Consider the following 20,509-nt stretch of genomic DNA (forward strand, 5'->3'; position numbering starts at 1 on the left):
TTTTGACCTGAAGCCCCAAGGGACACCATGCACAAACTCGTTCTGATCCGCCACGGCGAATCCACGTGGAATCTGGAAAACCGCTTCACCGGCTGGACCGATGTGGATCTGACCCCCACGGGCATCGAGCAGGCCAAGAATGCCGGCCGCCTGCTCAAGGCCGAGGGCTACGATTTTGACCTGGCCTACACCAGTGTGCTCAAGCGCGCCACGCGCACGCTGTGGCACTGCCTGGACGAGATGGACCGCACCTGGCTGCCCGTGGAGCACAGCTGGCGCCTGAACGAGCGCCACTACGGCGCTCTGCAGGGCCTGAACAAGGCCGACATGGCCAAGCAGTATGGCGACGCGCAAGTGCTGGTCTGGCGCCGCAGCTACGACACGCCGCCGCCGGCCCTGGAGCCCACCGACCCGCGCTGCGAGCGCGGCGACATCCGCTACGCGGGCCTGGCGCCCGAGCAGGTGCCGCTGACCGAGTGCCTCAAGGACACGGTGGCGCGCGTGCTGCCCTACTGGAACGAAGCCATCGCGCCAACGATCCGCTCGGGCAAGCGTGTGCTGATCGCCGCGCACGGCAACTCCATCCGTGCGTTGGTCAAATACCTGGACGGCATTTCCGACCAGGACATCGTGGGCCTGAACATTCCCAACGGCATTCCGCTGGTGTACGAGCTGGACGCGGAACTCAAGCCCCTGCGCAGCTACTACCTGGGCGACGCCGAGGCCGCCGCCAAAGCCGCAGCCGCGGTGGCATCGCAAGGCAAGGCCTGAGCCGCCGCCTTCTGGAAAGCGTAGCGCGGTCTTGCTTGAAAAATAGGCAGATCCTGAAGGAACTGCCCAGGCCGCAGCCCTTCCAAGGTGTATATTGAATCGGTAGAGGTGTTCTATGGGCCACAAACTCAAAATTGCTGGATGGATATCGGTGGGCGTGGTGGCCGGAGCGCTCACGACCGTCTCGCTGCAGACCGTGGCACGCGGCGCCATGACCCCGCTGCCGCTGGAGGAAATCCAGCAGCTCTCGGCCGTGTTCGGCCTGATCAAGACCGACTATGTAGAGCCGGTCGATGACCGCAAGCTCATCACCGATGCCATCGGTGGCATGGTCGCCAGCCTCGACCCGCATTCGCAGTACTTCGACAAGAAGTCGTTCAAGGAATTCCGCGAAGGCACCACCGGCCGCTTCGTGGGCGTGGGCATCGAAATCACCCAGGAAGACGGCCTGATCAAGATCGTCTCGCCCATCGAGGGCTCCCCCGCCGACCGCGCGGGGCTCAAGACCAACGACCTCATCACGAAAATCGACGATACGGCCGTGAAGGGCCTGTCGCTCAACGACGCGGTCAAGCGCATGCGGGGCGAGCCGAACACGCAGGTGACGCTAACCATCCTGCGCCGCGACGAGAGCCGCAGCTTTCCCGTCACGATCACGCGCGAGGAGATCAAGACCCAATCGGTCAAGGGCAAGATCGTCGAGCCGGGCTACGCCTGGATCCGCCTGTCGCAGTTCCAGGAACGCACGGTGGACGACTTCGTGCGCAAGGTCGAAGAGGTCTACAAGCAGGATCCCCGCCTCAAGGGGCTGGTGCTGGATCTGCGCAACGACCCCGGCGGCCTGCTGGATGCAGCCGTGGCCGTGTCGGCAGCCTTCCTGCCGGAGAACGTGACGGTGGTCTCCACCAACGGCCAGCTGGCCGAGAGCAAGGCCACCTTCAAGGCCTCGCCCGAGTTCTATCTACGCCGGGGCAGCGGCGACCCGCTCAAGCGCCTGCCCGCCGCCATCAAGACGGTGCCCCTGGTGGTGCTGGTCAACGAAGGCTCGGCTTCGGCCAGCGAGATCGTCGCGGGGGCGCTGCAAGACCACAAGCGCGCCACCATCATGGGCAGCCAGACCTTCGGCAAGGGCTCGGTACAAACCGTTCGGCCGCTGGGCCCCGACACGGGCATCAAGCTCACGACGGCGCGCTACTACACGCCATCGGGCAAATCGATCCAGGCCAAGGGGATCGTGCCAGACGTCATGCTCGACGAGACCGCCGAGGGCGACATCTACGCATCGCTGCGCATGCGCGAAGCCGACCTGGAAAAACACCTGACCAGCGGCCAGGGCGAGGAAGCGAAGGACGCCGGCCGCGAGAAGGCGCGCGAGGAGGCCCGCAAGCGCCTCGAGGAAGAGGCCAAGAAGCCCGTGTCCGAGCGCAAGCTGCCCGAGTACGGTTCGGACAAGGACTTCCAGCTCAGCCAGGCACTCAACCAGCTCAAGGGCCGCACCGTGCTGGCCAGCAAGACCCTCACGGAACGCAAGGAAGAGAAAAAGGACAACTGACGCTGTCTTTCTTGGCAACCAGGCCGGGACTCCCGCGGAGCCCGGCCTTTTTCACGCCCACCACCCCATGAACGACGATCAACTGCTGCGCTATTCCCGCCACATCCTGCTCGACGAGATCGGTATCGAGGGACAGGAGCGCATCCTGGCAGCCCACGTACTCGTCATCGGTGCCGGCGGTCTGGGCTCGCCGGCCGCGCTGTTTCTCGGCTCCGCAGGCGTGGGGACCCTGACGCTGGTGGACGACGACGTGGTGGACCTCACGAACCTGCAGCGCCAGATCGCCCATACCACGGCGCGCGTCGGCACGCCCAAGGTCGACTCCGCGGCCCAGGCCGTGCAGGCCATCAACCCCCTGGTTTCAGTGCGCACCGTGCGCCAGCGTGTGGACGCCGCCGCGCTGGATGGGCTGGTCAGCGCCGCAGACGTGGTGCTCGACTGCACGGACAACTACCAGACGCGCCAGGCCATCAACGCCGCGTGCGTACGCCAACGCAAGCCCCTGGTGGCAGGCGCGGCCATCCGCTTCGACGGGCAGATTTCCGTGTACGACCCCCGCCGGGATGACACGCCCTGCTATGCCTGCCTGTTCTCTCCCGAGGCGCAGTTCGAGGAGGTGCAGTGCGCCACCATGGGCGTGTTCGCGCCCATGGTCGGCATCATCGGCACCATGCAGGCGGCCGAGGCGCTCAAGCTGCTTGTGGGAGTCGGAAGCTCGCTCGCAGGCCGGCTGCTGATGCTGGACGGGCGCGACATGCAGTGGACCGAAGTGCGCACCGAGCGCGACCCGGCCTGCCCCGTGTGCGGATCCCTGCACGCGCCAGCCGGGTAGGAATGCACCTACGGGCACTGCACCCGGCTGCTGGCAGAACCCGCCAGCCTGTTTTCATACAGTAGCGCCGATGCCCTATTTTTCGTTCCCGGCCGAACAGGAAGCACCGTGAAACTGCGCACGTACATCGTCGAAGACAACGCCACCATCCGCGAAAACCTGATCGGAACGCTCGAAGAACTGGCGGAGGTGGAAGCCGTCGGCATCGCCGAGACGGAGGACGAGGGCAAGGAGTGGCTTACCTCGCACACCTCCCAGTGGGATCTGGCGATCGTGGACCTGTTCCTGCGCCAAGGCAGCGGGCTGGGCGTGTTGGCCGCCTGCCGCAACCGCCTTTCAGCGCAGAAGATGGTGGTGCTGAGCAACTACGCGACACCTGACGTGCGCATGCGCTGTGCGCAGCTGGGGGTGGACGCCGTGTTTGACAAATCCAACGAGATCGAGGCGCTGGTGGACTATTGCATCGAACACAGCAACAGCACGCAGCGGGCAGCCGCTAGTTCAGCGGCCACCAATTGAAGGCGCTGCGCGAGCCCATCTGCACTTTGACACGCGCCCATCCTTACTCTCAAACCTCTGCACAAAGCACAAGGGCCAGTCAGTGACTGGCCCTTGTGCTTTGTGCGCTTTGCGCTCAATCGATGAGCTTGTTCTTGAGCGCGTAGTACGTCAGATCGCTGTTGGAGGACAGCCCCATCTTTTCCATGAGCCGCGTGCGGTAGGTGCTCACGGTCTTCACGCTCAGCGAAAGCGACTTGGCGATGTCACCCGCCGTCTCGCCCTTGGCCAGCTTGAGGAACACCTGGAACTCGCGCTCCGACAGCTGCTCGTGGGGCGGCGCATCGTCCTTGCGGTTGAGCTGCTGGGCCAGCAGGTCGGCCACGGACGGGGTTAGGTAGCGGCGACCCAGGGCGATGGTGCGGATGGCCTCCACGATCTCCTTGGGCTCGCATTCCTTGTTCAGATAGCCGCTCGCACCCTGGCGGATCAGATTGATCGCATAGTGCTCCTCGGGGTAGCCGCTGAGGATAAGAATGCCCATGTCGGGCGCCTTGGCGCGCAGCATGGCCAGCGCATCCAAGCCGCTCTGGCCGGGCATGGACAGGTCCATCACCAGCACGTCGATCTCGTGAACGCGCACCAGATCGATGGCTTCCCTGCCGTTGCTTGCCTCGCCAACGATCCGCAGGTCCACATGTTCCGAGAGAAATTGGCGCAGCCCGGCACGGACTATCGCATGGTCATCCACAATGCCAATCTTGATCATTGAGCCTTCTTTCAAGAGGAGAGCGCCTTGCTCCCCGGTAAGGTATGGTCTGAAGATCTGCCCATCTGCTCTGCATTGCACTAGCATGGCAGCGCAAGCCGATGATATGCATTTTCAACCGTGCCCTGCCAGTCCCCGTGGAGAAGCCCAAGCATGAGTTGGTCCCGTTTGCGCAAGATCGCCGTCAGTCTGCCGCTGGCATTGCTGGCTGTGGCCCTGCTGGTCGGCATCAACGAAACCGGGTACATGCGCTCGCACGCGGCCGTGGGCGACCTGGCTCGCTCGCACGCCACGCGCGCTGCGCTCGACCGGCTGCTGCAGAACATGCTCAACGCCGAGACGGGGCTGCGCGGCTACCTGCTCACTGGCGACGAGCGCTATCTGCAGCCCTACGAGCAGGCGGTCGCCACCATCAATACCAACCTTGATGAGCTGCGCCAGACCTACCGGCACGCACCGCAGGACCTGGACGACTTTTCCCAGCTGTCGCAGCAGATCACGCGCAAGCTTTCCGAACTCGACCTCAGCCTCAAACTGCGCCGCCAGGACAACGACGACGCCTGGAAGTTCGTGCTCTCCACCGACGTGGGCAAGGAGAACATGGATGCCATTCGGGCGATCGCAGCCCGACTGGTGGCGCGCAGCGCCCAGCAAACGGAACACAGCACGCAGGAGATCCTGCATTCGCTGATGCTCTCGCGCATCGGCATCGCCGCCGTGGCGGTGGTGGGGCTGCTGGCGTTCTACCTGTACCTGCGCCAGACCAGCGCCTTGCAGGCTGCGCATGCGCGCGAGCAGGAGGTGTTGGCGCGCGAACGCGACCGACTGGAGCAGTTGGTACGTGAACGCACTGCCGCGCTCTCCGAGTTGGCCAGCCATCTGCAGCAAGTACGCGAGGAGGAGCGCGCACACCTGGCGCGCGAGCTGCACGACGAGCTGGGTGCTTTGCTCACGGCCGCCAAGCTGGACGTGGCGCGCCTGAAGTCGCGCATCGATTTGCACACCCCCGAGAACGCCGAGCGCGTGCAGCACCTCACCGAGACGCTCAACAGCGGCATCGCGCTCAAGCGGCGCATCATCGAGGACCTGCGCCCTTCGTCGCTCTCCAATCTCGGGCTCACCACGTCGCTGGAAATCCTCACGCGCGACTTCGCGCAGCGCAGCAACCTGCAGATAGACACCAGCCTGGAGTCCGCCAAGCTGTCCGACGCAGCGCAGCTCACCGTCTACCGGCTGGTGCAGGAGTCCCTGACCAACATCAGCAAGTACGCCAACGCGCGCAAGGTGCTGGTGTCGGTGCACAGCTATCCCAACCATGTATCGGTACAGGTGCGGGATGACGGCGACGGGTTCGACATCTCAAGCATCGCCCCCGACGCGCATGGTCTGTTCGGCATGCGCCACCGTGTCGAGGCGGCGGGCGGCAAGCTCACGGTCACGTCCACGCCCGGCGAGGGCACCCTGGTCAGCGCCGTGCTGCCGCACACGCTGACCTGACGCGTTCGCAGCCCTGCGTCCGGGCTGCTCATCTGATCGGTGGCGTCCTACAGCGGGGTGCGCCAGCCACCGGCACTCATGCAACGCCAGCCTCCCTACAGTCAAGCCATGTGCTCAGGCGCATTCGCAACCACCCGGCGCACCGCGCCGAAAACAAGGAGCTGGTTATGTTGCATTACGCAGTGGTATTCCTGGTCATCGCGTTGGTGGCCGCCCTGTTCGGATTTGGCGGCATCGCCGCCGGTGCCGTGGGCATCGCGAAGATCCTGTTCTTCGTGTTCGTGATCATGGCTGTTGTGACCTTCGTGCTCAGCTTGTTGAAGAGGGGCTGACGCCCCATCAACCTGGCCCGCCAGGCAGATGCCACCACAGAAAGGAAATCCCCCAATGACGATCCAAACCACCACCCAGAAGGCGGCAGAGACGGCGCACAACGTGGCCGAAGGCGTGTTCGACAAGGCGTCCGAAACACTGCAGTCCACCCGCCGGATGACCAATGAATCCATCGACAAGGCCGAGACCCGCATGCAGCGCATGCAAGAGGGCGTGGACCCGATGATCGACGACCTGGCCGCCAAGGCGCAGGATCTGGCCACGCGCGGCATTTCGTACTGCGCGCACACCGGCGAACGCGCGCGGCGCCAGTTCCACCAGGCTGCGGACGCCACGAACCGCTACGTCACCGAACAACCCGGCAAGTCCCTGCTGATCGCCGCAGCCGCGGGCGCCGCCTTTGCCACTGCGTTGATGTGGACACGCCACCGCAGCGAGCGTTATTGAGACCACCGCAGGAACCGACCCGATGATGCACAGCGATACCCACGCCAGCGCGCTTCAGCTTGACGAAGCCGCGCTGCGCCAGGCAGCCACCGCGGATCTGGACGAAGGCGCCGTGACGCCCGCGTACGGCCCACACCGCGATGCCATCATTGCCTTGCTCAACGACGCTCTGGCGACCGAATTGGTCTGCGTGCTGCGCTACAAGCGGCACTATTTCACGGCGGACGGCCGCGAGTCGCCGGCGATCGCCGCAGAGTTCCTGGTGCACGCCAACGAGGAGGCAGCCCATGCCGATCTGCTCGCCCAACGCATCGTGCAGTTGGGCGGATCGCCGGACTTCTCCCCTTCTACGCTGCTGTCGCGCAGCCATGCGCAATACGATGAGTCGTCCGATTTGCAAGACATGGTGCGCGCCAACCTTGTGGCGGAGCGCATCGCCGTGGAGGCCTATCGCCAGATGATCCAGCTGATCGGCGACAAGGATCCCACCACGCGGCGCATGCTCGAAGGCATCCTGGCCGACGAGGAGGAGCATGCGGATGAACTGAAGGACTGGCTGCACCGCTAGCCTCCCCTTCCCAACCGTTGAGGCCACCGGAGGGTGCAACAGGCCGCAGCGGGGTTATCCCAGCACCCGTGTTTTCAACCATAACCCAAGGACACAACCATGAAATACGCACGTGCCATCGCCTTTTCCCTGCTTGCAGGTGCCACCATCGTTTCCACCGGTTGCTCGGTAGCACGCAACCAGCAAACCGTGGGCTCCTACGTGGACGACGCGGGTATCACCACCGCCGTGAAGGCCAAGATGGCAGAGGACAAGAGCGTCTCTGCCACCGCCATCAGCGTGGAGACGCTGAACGGCACCGTCCAGCTCTCGGGCTTTGCCAAGACCCAGGCCGAGAAGGACCGCGCCGAAGCCATCGCGCGCAACACCAAGCATGTGCGCGAGGTGCGCAACAGCATCGTCGTGCGCCCGTGACGCACACGACTGCGCAGGAACGCCGCCCTCTGGGCGGCGTTTTTTTTTCACTGGCAGGTGACGCGCACTACCTGCGTCAGAATCCCTACGCATGCGACTGTTCCACTGCGGCCAATGCGGCTCCCTCGTGTTCTTCGAGAGCGTGCAATGCGTGCACTGCGGCTGCACGCTGGCGTTCTCTCCCGAAGACATGTCCATGTTGGCGCTCGCGCCTGCGGACGAGGGCGACAACGCCCTGTCGCGCACCTGGCAGCGCGTTACTACACGCGGCAGCGACGGTGCTGCGCCGCCGGCCCAGTACCAGCTATGCACCAACCGCACCACCTATGGCGCCTGCACCTTTGCGCTACCGGCCGCAGATGCCCAGGCGCATGGCGGACTGTGCGCCGCCTGCCGCCAGACGCGCGTGCTGCCGGACCTGTCCGTGCCCGACAACCTGCGCCGCTGGTCGCAGATCGAGAGCGCCAAGCGGCACCTGTTCTACACGCTGGCGCGCCTGGGACTGTTGAGCACGCAGCAGCCCGGGCCAGTGTATGAATTCCTGGCGGACGTGGCGGGCGCGCCGCCCGTCATGACGGGGCATGCCCAGGGTGTCGTGACCCTCAACGTGGCCGAGGCCGATGACGACGAGCGCGCGCGCCGGCGCCAGGCCATGCATGAGCCCTACCGCACGCTGCTGGGTCATCTGCGGCATGAATCCGGCCACTACTACTGGGAAGAGTTGGTGCTGCGCGCCGGGCATGTGGACGCCTTCCGCGCACTCTTCGGCGACGAGCGGCGCGACTACGCCCAGGCGCTGCAGGCGCACTACCAGCGTGCCCCCCTGCCCGCTGCGCAATGGCAGCCGCAGCACGTCAGCGCCTATGCCGCCGCGCACCCCTGGGAGGACTGGGCCGAGACGTGGGCGCATTACCTGCACCTGGTCGATCTGCTGGAGACGGCCGCCAGCTTTCAGACCCGCATGGCCATTCCCGGCACGACACCCGATCACGCGCAGCACTACGCCATGCCCGACCCGTTTGCACAGCCGGCGCCCGGTTTTGATGCCATGGTCTCGGCGTGGATGCCGCTGACGCTGCTACTCAACAGCCTGAACCGCAGCATGGGCCAGCGCGATGCCTATCCGTTTGCCCTGTCCACGGGCGCGCTGCGCAAGCTGCGCTTCGTGCACGACACCGTGGCGCGGCGCTGATCACGCCGCGGCGGTGCGGCCCAGCTTGTGCAAGAGGCGCTCGTGCACGCCGGGCGAGACAAACTGCGCCACGTCGCCGCCCAGCGTGCCGATCTCGCGCACCAGCGTGCTGCTGATGAACTGGCACTGGCTCGCGGGTGTGAGAAACACCGTCTCGACACCGGGCACCAGCGCGCGGTTCATGCCGGCAAGCTGGAACTCGTAGTCGAAGTCCGTGCCCGAGCGCAGCCCGCGCACCATGGCCGTGCCGCCGCGCGCGGCAGTGAACTCCGTCACCAGCCCCTCGAAGGACTCGACCTGCACCTGCGGACAGTCGGCAAGCGCCTGGCGCGCCATTTCCATGCGCTCGTCCAGGCTGAACAGGGTTTTCTTGTGGTGGGCAATGGCCACGGCCACGATTACGCGGTCGAACAGTCTTGCCGCGCGGCGCACCAGATCCTCATGCCCCAGCGTGATGGGGTCGAAGGTTCCGGGATAAATGGCGAGCACATGCGCCATGGCGTGGGGTCTCCTTGCAGTGGCGGAGCCCGCACGGGCTCCGTGGGGCGGATTATGCAGCGCAGGCCTGTCCATGGGCCATTGAAGCCAAATCAGCCTCCAGCGCCCTACCAACAAGCGCGAGCAGCTCCTATATCAATAGCAATCAGGCTTTGTGGAGCAGGTGCGCATGCACGGCCCCGGCCTTCAGGTGCCGGTGCAGCGCCAGCCCCAGCGGGCCGAGCTGCTCCTGCGTCCAGGCTGCGGGCGCCTCCAGGTAGATGAAGCCGTCGGGCGCCACGGCCTGTGCGGCGGCCTGCAGCGCAGGGGCGAACAGCTCGCCGCCAAACGGTGGGTCGATGAGCAGCAGGTGCATGCTGGCCGGCGCGCACTGGCGCAGCGCGGCCACGCCGTCGCCACGCTGTACGCGCACGGCGCTCGTCTGCAGGCGCTGGCGCAGCGTCTCCAGTTGCGCGGCCAGTGCGGCGTCGCCCTCCACCAGCAGCACGCTGGCCGCCCCGCGCGAGGCGGCCTCGAAACCCAAGGCGCCGGTGCCGGCGAAGGCATCCAGGCAGCGCCAGCCCGTCAGGTCCTGGCCCAGCCAGTTGAAAAGTGTCTCGCGCACGCGATCGGGCGTGGGACGCAGGCCGGGCTTGTCCAGCACGGGCAGGCGCGTGCGTTTCCACTGCCCGCCGATGATGCGCACCTCGCCGGCGCCCTTGGCGGGCGCACGCACTGCAGTACGTGTGGCTATGCGCGGGGCGGCTGGCGCCGCGGCACGCCGGTTCATGGCCGGGCCTTTGCCGTGGCGGCCGGCTGCGCGCCCACGATAACGGTCACCATGCGCTCGGGCTGCAGCTTGCGCTGCAGGGCGGCGCGGATGTCGGCCACGGTGAGGGCCTCCACGCGGTCGGTCCAGTGCTCCAGGTAGTCCAGCGGCAGGTCGTTCCAGGCGATGTTGACCACGTTCGCCAGCAGCTTGCGGTTGCTGTCGATGCGCAGTGCAAAGCCGCCGACGAGGTTGTCCTTGGCGGCGCGCAGTTCGGCCTCGGTGGGCCCTTCGGCCACAAAGCGGGCGAGGACATCGCGCGTGACCTGCACGGCCTGGGCGGCCTGGTCGGGCCGGGTCTGCAGGCCGACGACGAAGGCCCCGGCGTTCAAGCCAGGCGAGAAGCTGCTGCCCACGCTGTAGGAAAGGCCGCGCTTCTCGCGCACCTCATTGGTCAGGCGCGAGGTGAAGCCACTGCCACCCAGGATGTGGTTGCCCACCAGCAACGCGAGGAAGTCCGGATCCCGGCGCACAAAGCCCGGCTGGCCGATGAGCACATGGGCCTGTGCCGAAGCGAAGGGCACATCCACCTGCACGGCGCGTGCCAGCGGCTGCACCTCGGCCACGGGTGGCAACGGCGCGCAGGCCCCGGCCTGGGGCGCAGGCAGGCGCGACAGCAGCGTCTGCACCAACGTTTGCGCCTGGGAACGCGTGAGGGCTCCCACGATGCTCACCCGCGCACGGCAGGCCTGCAGGTACTGGGCATGGAAAGCCTGCAGATCGGCCGGCTGGATGTTGTTCAGTGTCTCGGCCGTGGCGCGCTGGCCGTAAGGGTGGCCGCCGAACACTGCGGCGTTGAAGGCCTTGCTGGCCACGGTGCCGGGGCGTGTGTCGGCCTCCTTGATGGCGGCGCTCCAGCGCGCCCGCTCGCGCTGCCACACGTCCGGTGCATAGCTGGGCTGGCCCAGCTGGCGCGCGGCCAGGCGCGCGGCACGGTCCAGCAAGTCGGGCTCGGTCAGCGAGCGCAGCGAGAACGCCAGGCCGTCGCGCTCGGCGCCAGCCTCGAAGCTGGCGCCCAGGTCGGCCCAGGCCTCGCCCAGTTCGTTCTCGTCCATCGGGGGCTCGTTCGGCCCGCCCGCATTCACGCCCTTGGAACTCATCAGGGCCGCCGCCGCAGCCAGGCCCGCCTGCGGCGCGGGATCACGGCGCGCGCCGGCATCGAAGTCGACCTGCACGTCCACCATCGGAATGGCCGGGCTTTCCACCAGCCACACGCGCGCGCCGCTGGGCTCGGTCCAGTGCTGGATGGGCAGCAGCGCCCACGCGGATTGGGTATAAAAAATGGCTCCAGCGCTTATCAGAAAGGCGCGAGCAGCTATCGTTTTAAGAGTTTTGTACATCGCTGACACCTTGGCTCAATGCACGCGGCCACCGGCAGCGTCGGGTGCTGGGGCGGCACGCTTGGTGCCTGCCGCCACGGGCTGGGGCAGCAGCGTGGCAACGGTGAGCTGATCGTCGCCGAAGTAACGCGCCGCCACGGATTGCACCTGCTGCGGCGTGACCGCGCGCAGCAGCTTGAGCATGCGCTCGTCCGCGTCCAGCGGCAGGCCCTGCACCCAGTTGCTGCCCAGATCGCTGGCCTGGCTGTAAAGCGAATCGCGCGCGTAGATGGTGGAGGCCGCCCACTGCGTCTTCACGCGCGAGAGCTCGGCCTCGCTCACGCCCTCGCGCGCCACGCGGGCCACCTCGGCGCGCAGCGCCTCCTCGACCTGGGCCGAGGTCTTGCCCGCGGCGGGCACGCCGGTCATGAGAAACAGCGCCGGTCCGCGCCCGAGGATGGACGCCTGGCTGTCCGCGCCGTCGGCCACACGGTCCGCACCCTGCGTGAGGGCTCGCTCCAGGCGCGCGCCGTCGTAGCCGCTGAGCACGGCCGACAGCACCAGCAGCGCCAGGCCGTCACGGTCGGCATCGGTCATGTCCTCCAGGCGCGTGACACCCGGCACGCGGAAGGCCAGCGCCACGTAGGCCTGCTCGGCCGGCGCCTTGAAGGCGATGCGGCGCAGGCCCTGCTGCGCCGGCTCGGTGCGCGGCTTGCGCGCCGGCAGGGCACGTGCGGGAATGGTGCCGTAGGTCTTCTCCGCCAGGGCCAGCACCTGCGCCGGGTCCACGTCACCCGCCACCACCACGGCGGCATTGCCGGGCACGTACCAGTCGCGGTAAAAGCGGCGCACGTCGTCGGGGGTCATGGAGTCCAGGTCGCTCATCCAGCCCACCACCGGGCGGCGGTAGGGCGAAGCGATGAAGGTGGAGGCGAACAGCTGCTCGATGAGCGCGGCGCGCGGCTGGTCCTCGGTGCGCATGCGGCGCTCTTCCTTGACGACCTCGATCTCCTTGGTGAACTCCGCGTCGGGCCACTGGTTGTGGGCGAAGCGGTCGGATTCGAGCTGCATCACGTCGGCCAGCCGCCCGGCCGGGATCTGCTGGTAGTAGCCGGTGTAGTCGCGGCTGGTGAAGGCGTTCTCCTGCCCGCCCAGCGCCGCCACGCGGCGCGAGAACTCGCCCGGCGGCACGGCCTTCGAGCCCTTGAACATCATGTGCTCCAGCACATGCGCCACGCCCGAGGTGCCGTCCACCTCGTCCATGGCGCCTACGCGCAACCAGACCATGTGCACCGCCGTGGGCGCGCGCCGGTCGGGCTGCACGATGAGCTGCATGCCGTTCTTCAGGGTGAATTGCTGCGCACCGCTGGCCGTGGTGGCCTGGGCGTGCGCCGCCGCGGCAGACGCAGCAGGTGGGGATTCATGCGCTGGGTTTTGCGCCCAGGCGTGCAGACAGGCCAGCAGGCCCACAAGGGTGATAGCGCGTTTCATAGAATGGCTGCGATTCTAAGAACCCGCCAATGTTCAGTTTTTTCAAGAAAAAATCGCCCGCCCCCGCCGAACCCGCCCTTGCACCCGAGGACGTGGCCAGCCCTGCGGCGCCGCCCGCGGCCGACGCCCCCGCCAGTGGCGGAGCATTCGGCTGGCTGCGCAAGCCCTTTGGCGCAGGCGCCACCAGCGTGGCGGAGCCGGCTGTCCCTTCGGCCGGTGCCCCCGCAGCCATCGACGTGCCCCTTGCCGTCCCCGAGCCCACGCCGAAGCCCGAGGGCGCACGCCAGGGCTGGATGGACCGGCTGAAATCCGGCCTGCGCAAGACCGGCAGCAGCATCGCCACCGTCTTCACGGGCACGCAGATCAACGACGCGCTGTACGACGAGCTGGAGGAAGCCCTGCTCATGGCCGACACCGGGGTGAAAGCCACGCAGCACCTGCTGGAGGACCTCAAGCGCCGCGTGAAAGAAACCAAGACCACCGAGCCTGCTGCCGTAAAGGGACTGCTGGCCGATGCGCTGGCCGACCTGCTGCGGCCGCTGGAAAAGCCGCTGGTGATCGGCGAGCACACACCCACCGTGATCATGGTGGCCGGCGTGAACGGCGCGGGCAAGACCACCTCCATCGGCAAGCTCACCAAGCACCTGGCCGACCATGGCGAGAGCGTGCTGCTGGCCGCCGCCGATACCTTCCGCGCCGCGGCGCGCGAGCAGTTGGGTGTCTGGGCCACGCGCAACACGGTGGAGATCGTCAGCCAGGAAGGGGGCGACCCTGCCGCCGTGAGCTTTGACGCCGTTACCGCCGGCCGCGCGCGCGGCAAAGATGTGGTGCTGGTGGACACCGCCGGCCGCCTGCCTACGCAGCTGCACCTGATGGAAGAGCTGAAGAAGATCCGCCGCGTGGTCACCAAGGCCGATGCCAGCGCCCCGCACGAGGTGCTGCTGGTGATCGACGGCAACACCGGCCAGAACGCCCTGGCGCAGGTGCGCGCGTTCGACGACGCGCTTCAACTCACCGGCCTGATCGTCACCAAACTGGACGGCACGGCCAAGGGCGGCGTGCTGGCCGCCATCGCGCAGGAGCGGCCCGTGCCCGTGTACTTCATTGGCGTGGGCGAGAAGGTGGAAGACCTGGAGACCTTCAGCGCACGCGAATTCGCCCAGGCCCTGCTGACCTGAGATAGTTACCCCCTGTGGGCGGATGCAGGCGGCATCCGCCAGCCATTGCTTCAACGCGGCGCTTGACCAGGCCCGGCTATCGAGGCCGGGTCCACCTGCTGCGCCACCCACAGCACATAGTCCTGCTCTGCCTGCACGGCGTGGGTGAGCAGTTGCGGCACTTCGTAGGGGTGCTGGGCACGCAGCCAGTCCCGCAAGGCGGGCGCGGCAGACAACAGCGTCTTGCACACCAGCCGCCACTCTGCTTCCGCCTGCTGCACCCCCTGCCAGACATAGTGCGAGGTGATGGCCTCCACCTGCACGCAGGCGGCCAGGCGCGCCTGGACAGCGCCCCTGGCCAGTCGGTGTGCGGCGGCGGCGTCGCCCACGGTGGTGGTCACAACGGCGATCTGGGCGTCTGGGGAAGATGTCATGATTGAAGTCTGGCACAAGGCGTAACTGCACAACGGCCCTTGACGCGCGGGGAAGCAGCCGCACCTGCGTTTTAAGGGCCGTCGTTGCGCCTCTTGGTGGTTATTTCCTACATCCGTAGGGGAACTATGCCTTTAGCACTCTATCCAATGGAGTGCTAATATGATTTGCATGGAAGAAAGGACTACCGATATGGCACTCCAGACTGCAACCTCCGTGACGACCCTCGCGCCCGCGAACCCGTGGGCGCTGGTTCCCCCGCTGGGCAACCTGGATGCCTATATCTCCGCCGTCAACCGCCTTCCCCTGCTCACGCAGGAGGAGGAGCAGCGCTACGCGCGCCAGCTCAAGGATGACAACAATGTCGAGGCTGCCAGCCGCCTGGTGTTGTCGCACCTGCGCCTGGTCGTGTCCATCTCGCGCCAGTACCTGGGCTACGGCCTGCCGCATGGCGACCTCATCCAGGAGGGCAACGTGGGCCTGATGAAGGCCGTCAAGCGCTTTGACCCTGACCAGGGCGTTCGCCTGGTGAGCTACGCCATGCATTGGATCAAGGCCGAGATCCACGAGTACATCCTGAAGAACTGGCGCATGGTCAAGGTGGCAACGACCAAGGCGCAGCGCAAGCTGTTCTTCAACCTGCGCTCCATGAAGCAGGGCTTCAAGGCCGACGCGCTGGACGCCGACACGCACCGCGAAACCTTATCCGATCACGAGATCGACTTGGTGGCCGAGCAGCTCAACGTGAAGCGCGAGGAAGTCATCGAGATGGAAACGCGCCTGTCCGGTGGCGACGTGCTGCTGGACCCCGCTCCCAGCGACGACGGCGAGCAGGCCTTTGGCCCCATCGCCTACCTCGCCGACGCGGGCCATGAGCCCACCGCCATGATCGAGTCGCGCCAGCGTGACGCGCTGGCCACGGACGGTATTGCCACCGCCCTGGACAGCCTGGACGCACGCAGCCGCCGCATCGTGGAGCAGCGCTGGCTGCAGGTGAACGACGATGGCTCGGGCGGCATGACACTGCACGAGTTGGCGGCCGAGTACGGCGTGAGCGCGGAGCGCATCCGCCAGATCGAGGTGGCCGCCATGAAAAAGATGAAGAAGGCCCTGGCCGAATACGCCTGAGCCTTCGCCCAGCAGCCCGGATCGCGGGCAGATAATCCAGGCGCGCAGCCCTCACCGGCTACGCGCCTTTTTCTTTGCCGGCGGGGCCGCACTTCGCTGCCCGGCCCAGACCTAGAGATCGCCACCCATGTTCCCCCACCCCCTCGCCCGCCGCGGCCTGCTGGCACTGGCCCTGGCTTCGGCCTGCGGCGCCGCCGTGGCCCAGAAGGATGCCGCGCCCGCCACCCCCGGCTGGCCCGCCAAGCCCCTGCGCATCATCGTGGGCTTCCCACCGGGTTCTTCGCCCGACCTGACGGCGCGCACCTTCTCCGAGCCACTGTCCCAGGCCCTGGGCCAACCCGTGGTCGTGGAAAACAAGGTGGGTGCGGGCGGCAACATCGGCGCCGATGCGGTCGCCAAGGCGCAGGACGGCCACACCATCGGCCTGTTCATCAACGGCAACCTGACGATCGCCAAGCTGCTCAACGCGCACGTGCCCTACGACCCCATGAAGGACTTCGCGCCGCTGTCGCTGATCGGCGTATCGCCCCTGGTCCTGACCGCTCCCGTAAACCAGCCCGACGTGCCCGCGGGCGCCGACGCACGCGCCTTCTTGCAGGCCGCGCGCACCGCGGGCGACCGCTGGAGCTACGGCACCCCCGGCGTGGGCACCGTAGGCCACCTGGGCACCGAGCTGCTCAAGGCGCGCACCGGCATTGCACCGGTGCACGTACCGTACCCCGGCTACCCGCAGGTAGCCACCGCCATGCTGGGTGGCCAGTTGCAAATGGCGCTGCTGCCGCCCGCGCTCGCGCAGGCCCAGGCACGGGCGGGCAAGCTGCGCCTGATCGGCGTGACCTCCGCGGGCCGCAGCACGCTGGCGCCCGAGGTGCCCAGCCTGGCGGAGGCCGGCGTGCACGACTTCCAGCTGGAGATCTGGAACGCCTTTGCCGCACCCGCGTCCATGCCCGCCCCGGTGCGCGCACGGCTGTCCCGCGTGATCGGCGAGATCGCCCGCAGCCCGGAAGTGCGCGCCAAGCTGTTCCAGCAGGGCTGGCAGGCCATTGGCTCGTCGGCCGAGGGGCTGGCCAACCGGATCCAGGCCGACACGGCCACCATGAGCCGCGTCATCCGCGAACAGGGCATCCGCGCCGAGTGACCGCGCAGCGCGGCGGCCACGCGGGTAAGGGCCGGCCCGGGGCGCGCAGTGCAGGCACTTGGTCCCAAACGTTGACCTAGGTCACGGGGCAGGACGGCCCCGCCTTGCACACTCTCCGCCAATCCCCAGCACTCCGAGGCCGCTGACCGGCCCTCCGCGAGGCGCTACGGTATTCATAGCTTCCACCGCTTGTCAGACAAGCGCTGAAGCCCATTTTGGCTTGTACTCATGACCGACCATCCGTCCTCCGGCGGCCATACCTGCAACGACTGCGCCTGCCAGCAGCAGTGCCTGCTGGGCCGCCTGGACCCGCAAACGCGCGCGGCCTGGCGCGGGCACCTGACGGAGCGGCGCTTTCGCAAGGGCGAGATGCTGCAGCGCCAGGGCGAGAGCATCCACAGTGTGCAGGTGGTCAAGATCGGTACGCTGCTGGTGCAGCGCCGCGGCGACGATGGAGTGGAGCACCCCGTAGGCATGGCGGGCTGCTGCGAGGCCCTGGGCGCCCCCGCGCTGCTGCAGCAGCCGGCGGACCTGTCCTACGTGGCGGTCACGCCGGGGCGCGTCTGCCAACTGGACCTGGCGCCCCTGCTGGGGGCGGGCCGCCAGTCCCAAGGCGAATTCCTGCTGGAACTGGCGCGCGAACAACTGAACGCCAACGCGCGCCTGGCCGACTGGGGCCGCATCGCCCGCATCCGCGGGGTGGTGGGCCAACTGGCGGGCGCGCTGCTGCAACTGGCCGAGCTGCAGCGCAGCACGCTGGTGCGCCTGCCCAGCCATACGGTGCTGGCTGCCCTGCTCGCCACCACGCGCGAGTCCGTGGCGCGCGCCCTGGCGCTGCTGGCGCAGGAGCAAGGCGTGCTGCGGCGCGACCGCTGGCACTGCGAGATCCAGCGCGCGCCGCTGCTGGCGCTCACGCGCGGCGGCCGCCGCTCGGCGGCCAACCTGTACCAGGCGCGTGCGGCTGCGCGCACCACCCCTGCGGCGCAAGCGCCGGTGCACGCCGCGCTGTAAGCCAGCGTCGCTGCCGGCACCTCAGCCCAGCGCGCCTTCCGCCGCCACGTCGGCACCGGCCGCGTACAGCAGGGCCACGTCGTCGGGCGCCAGCGCCTTGGCAAACAGCCAGCCCTGGTAGCAGGCGCACTGCATCTCGCGCAAAAACTGCAGCTGCTCGCGTGTTTCCACGCCCTCCACGACCACCCGCAGCCCCATGGTGTGCGCCAGCGCGACCACGGCGCGCACCAGCGTGGTGTCGACTCCGCTGGCAGGCACGTTGCGCATGAATTCCCGGTCCACCTTGATGTGCGACACCGGCAGGCGCTTGAGGTAGGCCAGCGACGAGTGGCCCGTGCCGAAGTCGTCCAGCGCCACGGCCACGCCCAGCGCGCGCAGCTCGTTCAGCACCTGGCAGGCCTGCTCGGGGTCCGCCAGGGCTTCGGACTCGGTCACCTCCAGTTCCAGCAACTCGGGCGGGACATGGTGGATGCGCAGGTTGCGCGCCACCTGCTCGACGAGGTCGGTCTGCCGCAGCTGCTGGGCGGACAGGTTCACCGCCACGCGCAGGCGCATGCCCTGGCGCTCCCACGCCGCGATCTGGCGACAGGCCGCGGCCATGACCCAGGCGCCCAACTCCAGGATCAGTCCCGTGGCCTCCGCCACGGGCACGAAGCGCTCGGGCGACACCTCGCCCAGCTGCGGGTCGTGCCAGCGCAGCAGGGCCTCCACACCCACCATGCGGTTGGTGGCCACATCGACCTGCGGCTGGTAATGCAGCGTCAGCCCGCCGTAGGCCAGCGCCAGCTTGAGCCGGTCGTGCAACTGGATCTTCTCGGCCATCTTGCGGCCCATGGACGGAGCGTAGAACGCGAAGTTGGCGCGCCCGCGGTGCTTGGCGTGGTACATGGCCATGTCGGCATAGCGCAGCAACGTGGCGGCGTCGCCCGCATCCTGCGGGCACAGCGCGATGCCCATGCTGGCGCCGAAGTTCAGTTCGAACCCCTGCACGCGGCAGGGCACGCACAGCGCCTGCATCAGCCGCGCGGCCACGCCCTCGGCCTGCGCGGCGCAGGCCACACCGGGCAACAGCACGGTGAACTCGTCGCCGCCCAGGCGCGCAAGGATGTCGCCCGTGCCCAGCGCACCCCGCAGGCGCCGCGCAACCTCCTGCAGCACCTGGTCGCCGGCGGCATGGCCGTAGCCATCGTTGATGGCCTTGAAGTCGTCCAGATCGAGCAGCAGCAGCGCGAAGGGCGGGCTTTGCGCTGCCGCCTGCTCCGCGATCGCCTGTTCCAGCCGCTGGCCGAACTTCCAGCGGTTGAGCAGGCCGGTCAGCGTGTCGTGCGTGGCCTGGTAGTGCATGCGCGCCTCCAGGCGCCGCAGGTCGGAGACGTCGCGCACAAAAGCCACCACCGTACCCCCGTGGGAGGAGGAATGGCCGAGGGCGATGTCCACCGGCACCTGGCTACCGTCGCGTCGCTGCAACCACAGGTCGCGCCCCATGCCCATGGGCCGGCGGCTGGGAGACTGGTGGTAGCGCTGCATATGCTGGCCATGCTCGGGCCGCGCGTGCACCGGCACCAGCAGGTCGATGGACTGGCCGCACAACTGCGCGTTGGTGTAGCCGCTGATGGTCTCCATGGGGGCGTTGACCATGAGGATGCGGCCCTGTCGGTCGGCCAGCACGATGCCGTCGGGCGCCGCATCCATGGCAGCGCGCTCCAGCGTTCCCGCGCTCAGGCTGCCGATGCGCTGCAGGAAGGCCGCCGCACTGTCGTCGGCGGCGTCATCGGTCCGATGGGGCGGCGGGTGCGTCACGCCGTCCTCGGACCGGGGGCGGGCGGCAGGGGCAAAGGAATCCATGGCGCGTCGGTAGGGCGTCGGTAGGTTGAGGCCGTGGCCGGCGCCTGCGCCATCACCGTCGATGCGCCTGGCGGCCAGCCACTGTGCATTCTAGGCAGGCGCGACGCTCTCCTGGCGCCTATCGCCACCCAAGGTGACGCGCACGTCAATCCAGGCCCTACGGGCAATGTGGTTTTTGCCACACGCCAGCCCCTGGGCGCGTGGAGCGCGTGGAATCAGCGGGTTTCGTCCAGCAGAGCGCGCACGTCGGCCGCCAGGCTCTGTGCCCCACTGCCGTAGCGGTGGTACACGCGCAGGCGGCCGGCAGGGTCATAGACATAGCTGCCGGCGGAATGGTCCATGGTGTAGCTCGTGGGGGTCTGGCCCTCCACGCGCTTGTAGTAGATCTTGAAGTCCTTGGCCACGGCGGCCAGTTGCTCGGGCGTGCCGCGCAGCGCGAGGAAGCTGGGATCGAAGTTGGCCATGTAGGCCTTGAGTACCTCGGGCGTGTCGCGCTCGGGGTCCACGCTGACGAAGATGCCTTGCAGCTTGTCGCCGTCCGCGCCGAGGGCGCGCTTGACGTCGGCCAGTTCGGACATCGACGTGGGGCAAACGTCCGGGCATTGCGTGTAGCCGAAGAACACCACCACCACCTTGCCCGCGAAGTCCTTGAGGCTGCGCGGCTGGCCGTTGTGGTCGGTCAACTGCAGGTCGCGCGCGTACTCGGCACCCGTGAGGTCCACCCCCTGGAACTTGGGCGCCTTCGGAGAACATGCGGCAAAAGTGCCTGCAACGCCCATCCAGAGAGCGCCAGCAGCTATTTTTTTCAG

Annotated in this window: 22 protein-coding genes; 14 read left to right on the forward strand and 8 right to left on the reverse strand. The window is 67.7% G+C overall.

Going from position 1 to position 20,509, the window contains the following annotated elements; translation table 11 throughout:
* Positions 1-27 precede the first annotated feature (27 nt).
* The 4 genes from gpmA (at position 28) to BV908_RS02515 (ending at position 3,674) form a co-directional block, all read left to right on the forward strand.
* A complete protein-coding gene (gene gpmA, locus BV908_RS02500) occupies positions 28-771 on the forward strand; it encodes a 2,3-diphosphoglycerate-dependent phosphoglycerate mutase (protein ID WP_103737118.1) in 744 nt (247 codons plus the stop codon).
* 115 nt (positions 772-886) lie between these two features.
* The gene (locus BV908_RS02505) at positions 887-2,323 is read left to right on the forward strand and encodes a S41 family peptidase (protein ID WP_011806604.1); all 1,437 of its coding nucleotides are present in this window, start codon (positions 887-889) and stop codon (positions 2,321-2,323) included.
* Between the two features lie 67 nt (positions 2,324-2,390).
* Positions 2,391-3,155 (forward strand): molybdopterin-synthase adenylyltransferase MoeB, encoded by a 765-nt coding sequence (moeB, locus tag BV908_RS02510; RefSeq protein WP_103737119.1) that lies wholly within the window; start codon positions 2,391-2,393, stop codon positions 3,153-3,155.
* A 108-nt stretch (positions 3,156-3,263) separates the two neighbouring features.
* Entirely contained in the window at positions 3,264-3,674 is a 411-nt protein-coding gene (locus BV908_RS02515; protein WP_015914142.1) for a response regulator, read from the forward strand.
* 115 nt (positions 3,675-3,789) lie between these two features.
* On the opposite strand, the gene BV908_RS02520 is transcribed toward BV908_RS02515, so the two are convergent.
* Positions 3,790-4,422: a response regulator transcription factor gene (locus BV908_RS02520; RefSeq protein ID WP_103737120.1), complete on the reverse strand. Its 633-nt coding sequence runs from the start codon at positions 4,420-4,422 to the stop codon at positions 3,790-3,792.
* A gap of 153 nt (positions 4,423-4,575) precedes the next feature.
* On the opposite strand from BV908_RS02520, the gene BV908_RS02525 reads away from it, so the two are divergent.
* The 6 genes from BV908_RS02525 (at position 4,576) to BV908_RS02550 (ending at position 8,873) form a co-directional block, all read left to right on the forward strand.
* Positions 4,576-5,919 carry a CHASE3 domain-containing protein gene (locus tag BV908_RS02525; protein ID WP_015914144.1) on the forward strand — a complete coding sequence of 448 codons (1,344 nt, stop codon included), beginning with the start codon at positions 4,576-4,578 and terminating at the stop codon, positions 5,917-5,919.
* A 167-nt stretch (positions 5,920-6,086) separates the two neighbouring features.
* Positions 6,087-6,251 carry a DUF1328 domain-containing protein gene (locus BV908_RS02530; protein ID WP_011806609.1) on the forward strand — a complete coding sequence of 55 codons (165 nt, stop codon included), beginning with the start codon at positions 6,087-6,089 and terminating at the stop codon, positions 6,249-6,251.
* 55 nt (positions 6,252-6,306) lie between these two features.
* Entirely contained in the window at positions 6,307-6,699 is a 393-nt protein-coding gene (locus BV908_RS02535; protein WP_103737121.1) for a hypothetical protein, read from the forward strand.
* A 22-nt stretch (positions 6,700-6,721) separates the two neighbouring features.
* Entirely contained in the window at positions 6,722-7,267 is a 546-nt protein-coding gene (locus BV908_RS02540; protein WP_011806611.1) for a ferritin-like domain-containing protein, read from the forward strand.
* 99 nt (positions 7,268-7,366) lie between these two features.
* Positions 7,367-7,681, forward strand: a complete 315-nt coding sequence (locus tag BV908_RS02545; protein ID WP_103737122.1) for a BON domain-containing protein — start codon at positions 7,367-7,369, stop codon at positions 7,679-7,681.
* 91 nt (positions 7,682-7,772) lie between these two features.
* Positions 7,773-8,873 carry a putative zinc-binding peptidase gene (locus BV908_RS02550; protein WP_103737123.1) on the forward strand — a complete coding sequence of 367 codons (1,101 nt, stop codon included), beginning with the start codon at positions 7,773-7,775 and terminating at the stop codon, positions 8,871-8,873.
* Here BV908_RS02550 and coaD read toward each other — a convergent pair whose 3' ends face one another.
* The 4 genes from coaD to BV908_RS02570 all read right to left on the reverse strand — a co-directional run bounded on the left by coaD (position 8,874) and on the right by BV908_RS02570 (position 12,989).
* Positions 8,874-9,371, reverse strand: a complete 498-nt coding sequence (coaD, locus tag BV908_RS02555) for a pantetheine-phosphate adenylyltransferase (RefSeq protein WP_103737124.1) — start codon at positions 9,369-9,371, stop codon at positions 8,874-8,876.
* A gap of 145 nt (positions 9,372-9,516) precedes the next feature.
* On the reverse strand, positions 9,517-10,140 hold the full coding sequence (gene rsmD, locus BV908_RS02560) for a 16S rRNA (guanine(966)-N(2))-methyltransferase RsmD (RefSeq protein ID WP_103737125.1): 624 nt from the start codon (positions 10,138-10,140) through the stop codon (positions 9,517-9,519).
* Positions 10,137-11,519, reverse strand: coding sequence for a pitrilysin family protein (locus BV908_RS02565; protein ID WP_103737126.1), 1,383 nt, complete (start codon positions 11,517-11,519; stop codon positions 10,137-10,139). The genes rsmD and BV908_RS02565 overlap by 4 nt, the downstream gene beginning before the upstream one ends.
* Positions 11,520-11,534: 15 nt before the next feature.
* Positions 11,535-12,989: a pitrilysin family protein gene (locus tag BV908_RS02570; RefSeq protein WP_103737127.1), complete on the reverse strand. Its 1,455-nt coding sequence runs from the start codon at positions 12,987-12,989 to the stop codon at positions 11,535-11,537.
* Between the two features lie 29 nt (positions 12,990-13,018).
* Here BV908_RS02570 and ftsY point away from each other — a divergent pair, with 29 nt between their 5' ends.
* The gene (ftsY, locus tag BV908_RS02575) at positions 13,019-14,167 is read left to right on the forward strand and encodes a signal recognition particle-docking protein FtsY (protein ID WP_103737128.1); all 1,149 of its coding nucleotides are present in this window, start codon (positions 13,019-13,021) and stop codon (positions 14,165-14,167) included.
* Between the two features lie 50 nt (positions 14,168-14,217).
* Here the strand turns inward: ftsY and cutA are convergent, their stop codons facing one another.
* Positions 14,218-14,580: a divalent-cation tolerance protein CutA gene (gene cutA / locus BV908_RS02580; RefSeq protein ID WP_011806619.1), complete on the reverse strand. Its 363-nt coding sequence runs from the start codon at positions 14,578-14,580 to the stop codon at positions 14,218-14,220.
* A gap of 190 nt (positions 14,581-14,770) precedes the next feature.
* Between cutA and rpoH the strand changes: the two genes are divergently transcribed.
* The 3 genes from rpoH (at position 14,771) to BV908_RS02595 (ending at position 17,855) form a co-directional block, all read left to right on the forward strand.
* Positions 14,771-15,706, forward strand: coding sequence for an RNA polymerase sigma factor RpoH (rpoH, locus tag BV908_RS02585; protein WP_103737129.1), 936 nt, complete (start codon positions 14,771-14,773; stop codon positions 15,704-15,706).
* 127 nt (positions 15,707-15,833) lie between these two features.
* The gene (locus BV908_RS02590) at positions 15,834-16,844 is read left to right on the forward strand and encodes a tripartite tricarboxylate transporter substrate binding protein (protein ID WP_103737130.1); all 1,011 of its coding nucleotides are present in this window, start codon (positions 15,834-15,836) and stop codon (positions 16,842-16,844) included.
* A gap of 228 nt (positions 16,845-17,072) precedes the next feature.
* The gene (locus tag BV908_RS02595; protein WP_015914155.1) at positions 17,073-17,855 is read left to right on the forward strand and encodes a Crp/Fnr family transcriptional regulator; all 783 of its coding nucleotides are present in this window, start codon (positions 17,073-17,075) and stop codon (positions 17,853-17,855) included.
* A gap of 21 nt (positions 17,856-17,876) precedes the next feature.
* On the opposite strand, the gene BV908_RS02600 is transcribed toward BV908_RS02595, so the two are convergent.
* Positions 17,877-19,700, reverse strand: a complete 1,824-nt coding sequence (locus tag BV908_RS02600; protein ID WP_103737131.1) for an EAL domain-containing protein — start codon at positions 19,698-19,700, stop codon at positions 17,877-17,879.
* Between the two features lie 215 nt (positions 19,701-19,915).
* Entirely contained in the window at positions 19,916-20,479 is a 564-nt protein-coding gene (locus tag BV908_RS02605; RefSeq protein ID WP_015914157.1) for an SCO family protein, read from the reverse strand.
* Positions 20,480-20,509 lie beyond the last annotated feature (30 nt).

The sequence above is a fragment of the Diaphorobacter sp. LR2014-1 genome (genome assembly GCF_002916785.1).
GTDB lineage: Bacteria > Pseudomonadota > Gammaproteobacteria > Burkholderiales > Burkholderiaceae_C > Diaphorobacter > Diaphorobacter nitroreducens.